The organism is Thermus sp. (assembly GCF_056332225.1).
Window position 1 is genome coordinate 1 of record NZ_JBWGQW010000049.1, and the last position, 10880, is coordinate 10880.

The following is a 10880-nucleotide window of genomic DNA, read 5'->3' on the forward strand; positions in this document are numbered from 1 at the left end:
CTGGCTCATCGCCCACTACATCAAGCGGTGCCTCCTCCTGGAGGCCTGCCCGAAGGAGGTGGTGAATGCAGAGGTCTATTGAAGCGAAACCCCCGTGGCCCTGGGCCTTGGGGCTAGGCCTTTACGCCTCGGCCTTTCTCCTGGGGGCCCCGGCCGCCTACTTCCCCTTCGCCTTCTTCCTCCTCCTTTCCCTGGGGGCTCTCCTGGTCCTCCTCCTCCACAACGCCCTCTCAAGCCGCTGGGGCCTTCCCTTGGAACCCTACCTCTACCCCTTGGCCCGCCTCCTGCCCCTGATGGGCCTTTGGGGCCTCCCCTTCTTCTTCTTCCTCCCGGAGCTCTTCCCCTGGGCGAGGCCGGGGGCCAGCCTGGACCCCGTCCTTGCCCACCGGAGCCCCTACCTGAACGCCCCCTTCATGCTCCTGCGCTACGTCCTCTTCTTCGCCCTCTTCTCCTGGGTGCTCCTCAAGCTCAGACCCGGGGAGCACCGGGCCGAGGTGGGGGCCTGGGGGCTCCCCCTGGTCTTCGTGGCGGGCACCTTCCTCTCCTTTGACCTCTTCAAGAGCCTCGAGGCCCACTTCTACTCCGCCTCCTACGGGCCCATCCTCCTCCTTTCCGCCGCCATCCTGGCCCTGGCCGTGAGCGTGGCCCTCGCGGCGAGGCAGGGCACGGCCGCCCTTCTCGGCCAAGCCCAGAACCACACCAACCTCCTCCTCGCCCTCTCCATCGTCTGGATCTACCTGGAGGCCACCACCCTCATCATCGTCTGGGGAGCGGACTTCCCCCACGAGGTGGAGTTCTACCTGAAGCGCCTCCAGGGGCCTTGGGCCGGGGTGGCCGTCCTCTGGGGGGTGGGGGGGTTCTTCCTTCCCTTCCTCTACCTCCTCACCAACCTGCCCAAGCGGGAGGCCCGCTACCTCCTGCCCGCCGCCCTTTGGGTGGCCCTCTTCCGCCTGGTCCACCTCGCCTGGTACCTCCTCCCCGCCTTGGGCCAGGGCCTCGGGGTGGGGGAGGTCTTGGGCTTCTTGGGGCTCGGCCTCCTCTTCGCCGCCCGCCTCCGGGGGTAGGGGCATTTGCACCTACCTTCACGAGCCTCCCGGGTCCACCCTAGGGATAGGGGTACGCGGTGGGCGTACCCGGGAGGTGGAAGATGACGAGGGTTCTGGTCTTAGGCGGTGGCTCCGGCGGCCTGGTGGCGGCCAACAAGGTGAAGCGGCTTCTCGGCAAGGAGGTGGAGGTCACCCTGGTGGACCGGAACACCCACCACGAGTTCATGCCCGCCTACCCCTGGGTGGCCTTCGGTATGCGGGAGCCCGAGGAGATCCGCCGCCCTCTAGCCAACCTGGAGCGGCGGGGCATCCGGTACCTCCAGGCCACGGTGGAGGCCCTGGACCCGGAGAGGAACCGGGTGAAGACCACCGCCGGGGAGCTCGCCTACGACTACCTCATCGTCTCCTTGGGGGCCGAGGCCCTGCCCTCCCCGGCCCAGGACGGCCATGCCCCCTGGAGCCTGGCGGGGGCCCTCAGGCTTCGGGAGGCCCTGAAGGGCTTTAAGGGCGGGAGGGTGGTGGTGGGGGTCTCCTCCCCCTACTACCCCTGCCCCCCGGCCCCTTACGAGGTGGCCGGGCAGATGGAGTTCGCCCTCAAGGTGAAGGGCATCCGGGCAAAGAGCACCGTGGAGGTCTTCCACCTGAACCCCGCGCCCCTCGCGGGGATGGGCCCGGTGATCTCGGGGAAGGTCTTGGAGATCCTGAAGTCCAAGGGCATCGCCTTCCACGGGGAGTTTGAGCCGGTAGCCTTTGAGGGGGGGAAGGTTAAGGCCAAGGACGGGCGGGAGCTTTCCTACGATCTCCTCGTCCTGGTGCCTCCCTTCGCCCCCAACCGGGTGGTGCGGGAAAGCCCCCTCGCCGGGCCCCAGGGCTTCCCCGAGGTGGACCGCACCACCTTCCGCTCCCCGAGGTTCCCCAACGTCTTCGTCATCGGGGACGCGGTGAACCCCGCCCTCATGCTTCCCCCCGCCGGGGTGGTGGCCCACTTCCAGGGGGAGTACGTGGCCGGGGTCATCGCCTCGGACCTCAAGGGGGCCTACATCGGCGAGCCCTTCAACCCCGTGGCCATGTGCATCATGGACTTCGGCGACAACGCCCTCCTGCCCCAGTGCTCCTTTGACCGGGTGCTCTCTGGGACGGGGATGCCCTCCTGCGGGGTCATGGCCGTGGGCAAGTGGGTTCGGGTGACCAAGATGCTCTTTGAGGGCTTCTGGTTCGCCACCCTCATTGAGTAGGAGGTGAGCATGGAAACCGCCCTCAGCGTGGAAGCGCGCCTCGCCCGCCTGGAAGAGGTGCTGGAGAAGAGCGGCCTCGGCCTCCTGGCCCAGATGGGGGTGGGGGAGACCCTGGCCGAGAACCTGGGCCTCCTCATGGACCCCAAGAACCTGCAGCTCGTCTCCCTCCTGGCCCGCTTCCTGGACCAGGCGGAGGCCCTGGAGAAGCTCGCCGAGACCCTGGAGAAGTTGGACAAGTCTGGGGCTTTAGCCTTCCTGGGGCACCTCTCGGAGAACTTCGGGGAAGGCCTGGGGATGCTCATGGAGCCCCAGCTCCTCCGCCTCGTTTCCCACGGGGCGAACGTCTTGGACATCCTCTCCCGCATTGAGCCCGCCGCGGTGGGCATGATGGCCGGGGCCCTAGAGAAGGGCCTCGCCGAGACCTTCACCCCCGAGGCGATGCAGGACCCGCCCCGGGTGGGCCTCGGCGGGCTCTTCAAGCAGCTTGCCGACCCCGAGGTGCAGAGGGCCCTGGGGGTGCTTTTCCTCCTCCTGAAGGCCCTGGGCAAGGCTTTCGGCCACATGAGCGAGGAGAGGAGAGCCCTCGAGGCCCTCATGGCCAAGATGATGCCCAGGAAGTAGCTCGGTTGGGGCCCCCGTTGCGGAGGAAGCCGGGGTGGGGCGCTACCCGGTCCCGCCCCGCCTCCTTGGCCCGGAGGAGGGCGTAGTCGGCCTTGAGGATCCAGTCCCAAAGCTCCTCTGGGCCCTCCGGCACCCTTCCCCCCGCCACCCCGGCGGAGAGGGTGAGGGGGTGGGGAATAGGGGGCACTCGCTCGGCCCGGAAGGGCTCCCGGATGCGCTCCACCACCTCCTTGGCCGCCTCCTTGTCGGCCCCAAAGAGGACGAGGAGGAACTCCTCCCCGCCATACCGCGCCGCCAGGTCCTCCTTGCGCACGCTGGCCTTCAGGATGCGCCCGAGGCGCCTCAGCACCTCGTCTCCCACGGGGTGGCCGTAGGTGTCGTTCACCCGCTTGAAGCGGTCTATGTCCAGCATGACCGCGCTCACCGGGGCCTGGTAGCGCCGGGAAAGGGCGAGGAGCTTGGGAAGCTCCGCCTCGAGGCCCCGGCGGTTCAAGAGGCCGGTAAGGGGGGAAGGCCCCACTCCGCCTGGCGCAAGCGCTCCCCCAAAAGGGAAAGGAAGCTTTCCGGCACCTCTTGCAGGAGAAGCCCAACATAGGGAACCACGAGCCCGGTTGTTTACCCCGGCGGGGGCATCTCCGCCAGGGCCTCGAGGGCCTCCCGCAAGACCTCAATCCCCTTCAAGAACTCCTCCACCTCCACGTGCTCGTAAGGGGTGTGGTCCAGGGTGGAATCCCCAGGGCCGTAGGCCACCATGGGCACCTTCCAGTGGGGGGCGAGGACGTTCATGTCGCTGGTGCCGGTCTTCAGCTTGAAGACGGGCCTCCCCCCGGCCTTGCGGATGGCCTGGCGGAGGGCCCGGGTGAGGGGGGTGTCCTTGGGCCCCTGGTAGGGGACCTCCCGGCCGAAGAACTCTAGCTCTATGGTGGGGGGAGCGTAGGCGCTGAGGTGGCGGATGGCCTCCTCGGGAGGAAGCCTTGGGGGAAGCCTCAGGTCAAAGAACATCTCCGCCACCTGCTTGAGTTCCGCGGGGTGGACCCTAAAGTCGCGGAGGGTGTACTGCACCTGGTCAAAGGGGCGCTGGCCCACGTTCATGGCCTCGGCCCAGGCCTTGATGGCCACGAAGTAGCTGATGAGCTCCTCGGCGGCGTTGGGCTCGTGGTGGGCCGAGTGGAAGTGGTCCTTCTCCCGCCGGGCCTTCACCAAGAGCCTCCCCTTATAGCCCAGGGTGATCCCCTCCCAGCCCGAAGGCTCGCCGATGACCGCGTAGTAGGGCTTAAGCCTTGGGGCCACGAACCGGGCCCCCTTGGAGCTTGGGGCCTCCTCCTCCGTGGCCCCCACGAGGTGCACGGTGAGGCGCTTTTTCGCCTTTTCCGAAAGCCCCGCCGCGGCGAAGACCATGGCCACGAAGGGCCCCTTGGCGTCCACCGCCCCCCGGCCGAAGAGCCTGCTCCCTTCCAGGCGCACGGGGATCTGGCCGGGCACGGTGTCGATGTGCCCCAGGAGGACCACCTGGAGGGGGCCTTCCCCCACCTGGCCCCGGGCGTTGTCCGCCTCGTCCACGAAGCCCTTTAGGCCCAGGCGCGTCATGCCCTCGGCCAGGTACTCGGCCACGGGCCGCTCCTCCCCGGAAGGGGAGGGGATCTCCAGGGCCCCCTTTAGGAACTCAACGGGATCCAAGGCGCTTCCGCTCATAGGTTTCCTTGCTCCAGCCCACGTCCTTTAGGATGGCAAGGAGGGTCCCAGGCCTTAAGGTCTCCCCCGGGTGCACGGGTACCGTGGTGGCCCGGCCGTCGGGGTGCCGAAGCCGTACGTGGCTTCCCCGGACCCGCACCACCCGAAACCCCTCCTCCTCCAGGAGCCGCACGAGCTCCTGGCCGGTGATGGGAATGAGGCGGGGGCTCACGCCGCTTCAATTTCCAGCTCGCCCTCCAGGCCTACGACTTCCGCCTTCTCCTCTTCCAAGGACACGGCGATGGCTTCCTGCAGGCGCTGGAGGAGCTCCTCAAAGCTTTGGGCCTGGGTGTGGGCGTGCAGCTCGGGCACGTGGGCCACGAAGTAGCCCTCCTCGTCCCGCTCCACCACCACGCGGTAACGCTGCCTCATCCTCCTATGCTAGCACCGCCCTTACCGCCTCCACCACCCGCTCCAGGTCCTCCCTTTCAATGACCAAAGGCGGCAGGAAGCGGATCACCGTGGGGCCCGCCTGCAGGGTGAGGACGCGGTGCTCCTTCTCCAGCCTTTGGATGTAGGGGGCCGCCTTCTCCTTGAGCTCCAGGCCCACCATGAGGCCCAGGCCCCGCACCTCCCGGATCTTGGGGGAGGGAATCTCCCTAAGCCTTTCCATGAACCAGGGCCCAAGCTCCGCCGCCCTCTCCCAGAGCCTGGTGCGCTCCAGGTAGCGGATGGCGGCTACCCCGGCGGCCATGGCCAAGGGGTTCCCCCCGAAGGTGGTGCCGTGCCCGCCCTTGGGCATGCTCTGCGCCACCTCCTCCCGCATCACCGCGGCCCCCAAGGGCACCCCGCCCCCCAGGGCCTTGGCCAGGGTGAGGATGTCGGGGACGATGCCGAAGTGCTCAAAGGCGAAGCGGCGGCCCGTGCGGCCCATCCCGGTCTGGATCTCGTCCAGGATGAGGAGGGCCCCCCTCTCCCGGGTGATCTCCCGGGCGGCCTCTAAGAACTCCCGCGTGGCCGGGCGCACGCCCCCTTCCCCTTGCACGGGCTCGAGGATCACCGCCGCCGTCTCCTCGTCCACGGCCCGCCTCAGGGCCTCCACGTCGTTGTAGGGGACGAACTCCACGGGCCCCACCAGGGGCAAAAAAGGCTCCCGGTACTTGGGCTCCCAGGTGACGGAGAGGCTTCCCATGGTCCTCCCCGAGAAGCCCCGCATGGCGGCCACGAACTTCTTCCTGCCCGTGTGGGCCCGGGCGAACTTGAGGGCGGCCTCGTTGGCCTCGGTGCCGGAGTTCACCGGGAAGACCCGGTTGAGCTCCGGGGGGAGGATGGCGGTGAGGGCCCGGTAGAACTCCCCCCGCATGGGGGTGGGGAGGGTCTGGGGCATGGCCATGAGGGTCTCGGCCTGCCGCTTCACCGCCTCCACCACCTCGGGGTTGCCGTGGCCCAGGTTGGCCACCCCGTACCCGCCCACGCAGTCTATGTACTCGTTCCCCTCGGCGTCCCAGACCTTCGCGCCCTGGCCCCGGACGAGGAGGAGGTCGTGCTTGGTGTAGACCCCGGTGTCCAGGGTCTTCTCCGCCTCCAAGAGGGCCCGCCAGCCTTCCTTCACCGCGCGTTCCACCTGGCACCTCCCCATTAAAGAAAAGGCCCGGGGCCTGCCCGGGAAGCGCCGCTTCCCAGGCCCCTTCAGGTTTTCCCCCGGGACCTCATGTCCTTAAGGCTAGGGCCATCGCCCCGGGGTGTCAACCTTGGTAGCATGGAGCCATGGCAAGGTGGGTGGCGCTTCTTGCCCTTCTCTCCCTGGCCCAGGGCCAGTCCTTTTTCGGCCTTAGCGCGGTGGACCGGAGCGTCTTCAGCTTGGGTGGAGCCCTTTTTGGCGGGGTGTGGGGGCGGGTGGGGGTGGACCACAACCTGGAATACAGCGCCCACCTCTACCTGCGCCGGGGGGGGACCGTGAACCTCTTGTTCCCCTTGTTCCCCCTTTGGGGCTCGCCTGGGGCCTACTACCTGGGCCTGGGGGTGGAGGGGGGGCCGGTGCGCCCTTCGGCGCTTTTGGGCCTCGAGGCCTTCCTGGGGGAGTCCTTCGCCCTCTTCCTGGAAGGCCTGGCTCCCCTCTACGGCCTGCGCCCGCGTGGGGGCCACTTCGGCCTCGGCCTCCGCTACTACCCCTCGGGGCGGGAGGCCTTCACCCCCTCCCTTGACCCCCAAGGCCGCTTCCGCCTCTATGTGCCCGTCCCCACGGGCCGGCCTCTGACCCCGGCCCTGGCCTACGAGGGGGAGGGCTACGCCCTCTGGCTTGGAGGGTGGGCTTTTTGGGTCTTCGGCGCCCTCTTTCCCGCCCTGGGGGCCCAGGCCTACCTGGGGGACGCCTTCTTGGGCCTGGGGGTGGGCTACCTTGCGGGAGACGCCTGGATGGCCTTTCCCTACCTGGGCTACCGCTTTCCCCTGGGGGAGGGGGTGGAGGGCCAGGTCCGGCTGCAGGCGCCCTTCCGCCTCTCGGCAAGTAGGGGGGCGGGGGACGTGTTCGGCTTCTTGGGCAATCTCCTGGGCTTTTCCCTGGCCTTCGCTCTTTAAAATGGCCCCGTGCGCGCCTATGTGGGCCTGGGGAGCAACCTGGGGGACCGGGCGGGCTACCTCCTTCTTGGGCTTTCCGCCCTCTCCCGGCTGCCAAAGACCCGCCTCCTCCGGCTTTCCCCCGTCTACGAGACCGAGCCCATAGGGCCGCCCCAGCCCCGCTACCTCAACATGGTGGCGGAGCTAGAAACCGGGCTTCCGCCCCGGGTCCTCCTCTCCGAGATGCTCCGCATAGAGAAGGCCCTGGGCCGGGAGCGGAAGGAGCGCTTTGGCCCGAGGACCCTGGACCTGGACCTCCTCCTCTACGGGGACCTGGTCCTGCGGGAAGAGGGCCTGGAGCTTCCCCACCCCAGGCTCCACGAGCGGGCCTTCGTGCTGGTGCCCCTCGCCGACCTCCTTCCCGAGGGGCGCCACCCCCTCCTCGGCCTCACCTTCGCCGAGCTCCTCCAGGGTCTAGACCCCTCAGGGGTGCGCCCCTTTGTGCTATAGTGGGGGCATCGCGGCAGGACCGCGCGAGGAGAAAGAAAGTGGAGCTAGAAGCGGGAAGCATCGTAGAGGGCCGCGTGGTGCGGGTGACGGATTTCGGCGCTTTCGTGGAGCTTCCGGGCGGGGAGCAGGGCCTGGTGCACATCTCCCAGATCGCCCACGAGTTCGTGCGGAACGTCCGGGACTTCCTCAACGAGGGGGACATCGTCCAGGTCATGGTGAAGGGGCGCGACCCCAAGGGGCGCCTGGACCTTTCCATCAAGGACCTGACCCCGGCCCCCGAGGGGGGGCCACCTCCGAGGCCTAAGCGCCTCCCCAAGCAGTCCCCCGAGTTTGAGAACAAGCTCAAGAGCTTCCTCCGGGGCACGGGGGGTTTTGGCGGGGGCAAGGGGAAGAAGGGCGGCAAGAAGAAGCGCTAGGCCGCCGCGTGCTTCCCGGGGGTGTGCGCCCCCGGGGGTTTGCCGTAAAGTGGTGGGGTATGGGGAAGCCCGTTGAGGTGACCGACGCCAACTTTGATGCGACCCTGGGGGGTCACCCCCTGGTCCTGGTGGACTTCTGGGCCGAGTGGTGCGCGCCCTGCCGCATGATCGCCCCCATCCTGGAGGAGCTCGCCAAGGAGTACGAGGGGAAGCTCTTGGTGGCTAAGCTGGACGTGGACGAGAACCCCAAGACGGCCATGCGCTTTAGGGTCATGAGCATCCCCACGGTGATCCTCTTCAAAAACGGCCAGCCGGTGGAGGTCCTGGTGGGGGCTCAGCCCAAGCGCAACTTCCAGGCCAAGCTGGAGAAGCACCTGCCTCCCAGCGCATGAGGATCGCCCTGGACGCCATGGGGGGGGACCACGTCCCCGAGGCGACCGTCTTGGGGGCCCTCTGGGCGGCCCGGGAGGGGGTGGAGGTGGTCCTGGTGGGGGACGAGCCCGCCTTGAGGGCCGAGCTCGCCCGGCACCGGGCGGATCTGCCCATCGTCCACGCCCCGGACCGCATCCTCATGGAGGACCAGGCCACCGAGGTGCGCCGCCGCCCCCAAAGCTCCATCGTGGTGGCCATGGGCCTCCTCAAGCGGGAAGAGGTGCGGGCGGTGGTCTCCATGGGCCACACCGGGGCCACCATGGCCGCGGCCCTCTTCACCCTGGGCCGGGTGAAGGGGGTAGAAAGGCCCGCCCTCCTAGTGGAGTTCCCGAGCCAAAGGGGACGCACCTTCCTCCTGGACGGGGGGGCCAACGCCGACTGCCGCCCTTCCTTCCTTCTCCAGTTCGCCGCCATGGGCCTCGCCTACGCCGAGGCGAGCGGCGTCCCTGGGCCCAAGGTGGGCCTCCTCTCCATCGGGGAGGAGGAGGGCAAGGGGAACGCCCTGGTCCTCGAGGCCTACCCTCTCCTCAAGGAGGCCCTGGGCCCCCGCTTTTACGGCAACGTGGAGGGACGGGACATCTTCCTGGGGACCGCGGAGGTGGTGGTAACGGACGGCTTCACGGGCAACGTGGTCCTGAAGCTCGCCGAAGGGGAGGCCAAGGTCCTCCTCGCCTGGATCAAGGAGGCCCTGACCTCTTCCCCTTTGGCCCGGCTGGGGGCCCTCCTGGTCCGAGGGGCCCTGCGGGGGGTGCGGGAGCGGGTGGACCCCGCCCAGTACGGCGCCATGCCCCTCCTGGGCGTGGAAGGGGCGGTCTTCATCGGCCACGGCTCCGCCGACGCCCTGGCGGTGAAAAACGCCCTCCTCAGGGCGAAAGCCCTGGTGGAGGCGGGCCTCATGAACCGGGTGCGGCAAAACCTGGCCGCCCTACACGTCTAGGATCACCTGGGCCTTCCACAAGCCCCTCTCCTGGACTACGGAAAGCCCGTGGTAGGTGGCGCTTTTCACCTCTCCCTGGAAGCCGAAGGCCTCCCGGGAGGGCTCGCCCAGGAGGGTGGCCTCGAGGCGGAAGCCCCCTTCCTTTGGGAAGATGCGCACCCGGGCCTTTGCGGGCACGAAGCCCTTGGTCTGGATCAGGTAGACGAGCTCGTTCAGGTAGCGCACGAGGAGGGTTTCCAGGTCCTCGGCCTCCAGGACCACCCTGCGCCGCCTCCGGCCCCTTTGGGGAGGATTTTGGAACATCACCCGGAGGAGCCCCTCCAGGGCCCCCTGGAAGAGGCCCTCGAGGCTTTCCGCCTCCAGCGCGAAGCCCACGTCGGCGGTGTGGTTCAAAAACCTCACCACCAAGGCGCCTCCTTCACCCCGTTTGCCCCGGGGAGGTGGAAGGTTTCCGTCCAGAGGCGCTCGGGGTGCCGCTCCATGAAGTCCAAGACCGAGAGGGCCTGGGTCCTGTGCTGGGCCAGGGCCCGAAGCTTCCGCGCCAGGGCCCACTCGGGGAGGCGCAACCGGTGGGTGGCGGGCAAGGGGCCTTGGGGGCGAACGAAGTAAACCACCTGGGCCAAACCCTCCGCCGCCTCCTTTGCGTAGCGGCTCGCCGCCACGTGGTCGGGGTGGCCGTTGATGCCGTCCGGGGGAAAGGTGAGGACGTAGCGGGGCCTTAGGGCGAGAAGCCGGTCGCGGACGGCCAGGACCGCCTCGGGGTGGTCCGATAGCCCCTCGCCGCTGGCCTTTCCCCTGGGCCCCGCCCCCCTCTCCGGGGGAAGGGCGTTGGGGAAGGCGAGGGCCTCGAGGAAGTCCACCCTCAGAATCTCCGCCGCCCTCTTCAGTTCCGAAAGACGCACCTCGGGCAGGACCTCGGGGGGGCAGAGGCCCAGGGTCCTCCCGGCCTCCCCCCGGGTGAGGGTGAGGATCCCGGTCCTAAGCCCGGCTTCCTTGGCGAGAAGAAGGGCACCCCCCGCTCCGAAGGTCTCGTCGTCGGGGTGGGCCACCACCACCAGGAGGTCCACCATGCCCCCATCTTGACAGAAGGAACCCTCCCTGGTACATTCAATGTTGCGCCGGTTGGACCGGCGGGGGATCTTGAAAGCGCGGGAAAAGGCTAAGCCAAGCACCCATTGCCCTTAGGGGCGTTTTTGTTGGAGAGTTTGATCCTGGCTCAGGGTGAACGCTGGCGGCGTGCCTAAGACATGCAAGTCGTGCGGGCTGCGGGGTTTTGCCTCGTGGTCAGCGGCGGACGGGTGAGTAACGCGTGGGTGACCTACCCGGAAGAGGGGGACAACCCGGGGAAACTCGGGCTAATCCCCCATGTGGACGCATTCTGTGGGGTGTGTTCAAAGGGTTTTACCCGCTTCCGGATGGGCCCGCGTCCCATCAGCTAGTTGGTGGGGTAAAGGCC

The 10880-nt window shown here is 68.5% G+C and carries 14 protein-coding genes, 1 rRNA gene and 2 pseudogenes; 10 read left to right on the forward strand and 7 right to left on the reverse strand.

Features of this window, described 5'->3' with window-relative positions:
- From AC01Y6_RS08310 to AC01Y6_RS08325, 4 genes and pseudogenes are all read left to right on the forward strand, one after another.
- A pseudogene (locus tag AC01Y6_RS08310) lies at positions 1 to 82 on the forward strand (c-type cytochrome); the annotation flags it as partial.
- A complete protein-coding gene (locus AC01Y6_RS08315) occupies positions 66 to 1064 on the forward strand; it encodes a hypothetical protein (protein ID WP_476671087.1) in 999 nt (332 codons plus the stop codon). The pseudogene AC01Y6_RS08310 and the gene AC01Y6_RS08315, both read left to right, overlap by 17 nt.
- 83 nt (positions 1065 to 1147) lie before the next feature.
- Entirely contained in the window at positions 1148 to 2281 is a 1134-nt protein-coding gene (locus AC01Y6_RS08320) for an NAD(P)/FAD-dependent oxidoreductase (protein ID WP_476671089.1), read from the forward strand.
- 9 nt (positions 2282 to 2290) lie between these two features.
- The gene (locus tag AC01Y6_RS08325; protein ID WP_476671090.1) at positions 2291 to 2902 is read left to right on the forward strand and encodes a helical membrane plugin domain-containing protein; all 612 of its coding nucleotides are present in this window, start codon (positions 2291 to 2293) and stop codon (positions 2900 to 2902) included.
- A 43-nt stretch (positions 2903 to 2945) separates the two neighbouring features.
- Here AC01Y6_RS08325 and AC01Y6_RS08330 read toward each other — a convergent pair.
- From AC01Y6_RS08330 to lysJ, 5 genes and pseudogenes are all read right to left on the reverse strand, one after another.
- Positions 2946 to 3478: pseudogene (locus AC01Y6_RS08330) on the reverse strand (GGDEF domain-containing protein); the annotation flags it as partial.
- A 39-nt stretch (positions 3479 to 3517) separates the two neighbouring features.
- Positions 3518 to 4594: a [LysW]-lysine hydrolase gene (locus AC01Y6_RS08335; RefSeq protein ID WP_476671092.1), complete on the reverse strand. Its 1077-nt coding sequence runs from the start codon at positions 4592 to 4594 to the stop codon at positions 3518 to 3520.
- Positions 4566 to 4805 carry a type II toxin-antitoxin system HicA family toxin gene (locus AC01Y6_RS08340; RefSeq protein WP_428720489.1) on the reverse strand — a complete coding sequence of 80 codons (240 nt, stop codon included), beginning with the start codon at positions 4803 to 4805 and terminating at the stop codon, positions 4566 to 4568. The genes AC01Y6_RS08335 and AC01Y6_RS08340 overlap by 29 nt, the downstream gene beginning before the upstream one ends.
- Positions 4802 to 5005, reverse strand: a complete 204-nt coding sequence (locus AC01Y6_RS08345; RefSeq protein ID WP_428720488.1) for a type II toxin-antitoxin system HicB family antitoxin — start codon at positions 5003 to 5005, stop codon at positions 4802 to 4804. Before AC01Y6_RS08345 ends, AC01Y6_RS08340 begins: the two co-directional genes overlap by 4 nt.
- A 4-nt stretch (positions 5006 to 5009) precedes the next feature.
- On the reverse strand, positions 5010 to 6197 hold the full coding sequence (gene lysJ, locus AC01Y6_RS08350; protein ID WP_476671095.1) for a [LysW]-aminoadipate semialdehyde transaminase LysJ: 1188 nt from the start codon (positions 6195 to 6197) through the stop codon (positions 5010 to 5012).
- 143 nt (positions 6198 to 6340) lie between these two features.
- Here lysJ and AC01Y6_RS08355 point away from each other — a divergent pair, with 143 nt between their 5' ends.
- The 5 genes from AC01Y6_RS08355 to plsX are packed head-to-tail and all read left to right on the forward strand — an operon-like array spanning position 6341 to position 9424.
- A complete protein-coding gene (locus AC01Y6_RS08355; RefSeq protein WP_476671096.1) occupies positions 6341 to 7150 on the forward strand; it encodes a hypothetical protein in 810 nt (269 codons plus the stop codon).
- A gap of 9 nt (positions 7151 to 7159) precedes the next feature.
- Positions 7160 to 7639, forward strand: coding sequence for a 2-amino-4-hydroxy-6-hydroxymethyldihydropteridine diphosphokinase (folK, locus tag AC01Y6_RS08360; RefSeq protein WP_347241200.1), 480 nt, complete (start codon positions 7160 to 7162; stop codon positions 7637 to 7639).
- Between the two features lie 38 nt (positions 7640 to 7677).
- On the forward strand, positions 7678 to 8055 hold the full coding sequence (locus AC01Y6_RS08365) for a S1 RNA-binding domain-containing protein (RefSeq protein ID WP_347241201.1): 378 nt from the start codon (positions 7678 to 7680) through the stop codon (positions 8053 to 8055).
- A 59-nt stretch (positions 8056 to 8114) separates the two neighbouring features.
- The gene (gene trxA, locus AC01Y6_RS08370) at positions 8115 to 8447 is read left to right on the forward strand and encodes a thioredoxin (RefSeq protein ID WP_347241202.1); all 333 of its coding nucleotides are present in this window, start codon (positions 8115 to 8117) and stop codon (positions 8445 to 8447) included.
- Complete coding sequence (gene plsX / locus AC01Y6_RS08375) at positions 8444 to 9424, forward strand: phosphate acyltransferase PlsX (RefSeq protein WP_476671099.1); 981 nt, start codon at positions 8444 to 8446, stop codon at positions 9422 to 9424. Before trxA ends, plsX begins: the two co-directional genes overlap by 4 nt.
- On the opposite strand, the gene AC01Y6_RS08380 is transcribed toward plsX, so the two are convergent.
- Together AC01Y6_RS08380 and AC01Y6_RS08385 are read right to left on the reverse strand one after the other, a co-directional pair.
- Positions 9413 to 9832: an archease gene (locus AC01Y6_RS08380; protein ID WP_428720484.1), complete on the reverse strand. Its 420-nt coding sequence runs from the start codon at positions 9830 to 9832 to the stop codon at positions 9413 to 9415. The two genes, plsX and AC01Y6_RS08380, sit on opposite strands and share 12 nt — an antisense overlap.
- On the reverse strand, positions 9823 to 10491 hold the full coding sequence (locus AC01Y6_RS08385; RefSeq protein WP_428722357.1) for a PIG-L deacetylase family protein: 669 nt from the start codon (positions 10489 to 10491) through the stop codon (positions 9823 to 9825). Before AC01Y6_RS08385 ends, AC01Y6_RS08380 begins: the two co-directional genes overlap by 10 nt.
- Positions 10492 to 10617: 126 nt before the next feature.
- On the opposite strand from AC01Y6_RS08385, the gene AC01Y6_RS08390 reads away from it, so the two are divergent.
- A 16S ribosomal RNA gene (locus AC01Y6_RS08390) occupies positions 10618 to 10880 on the forward strand; the annotation flags it as partial.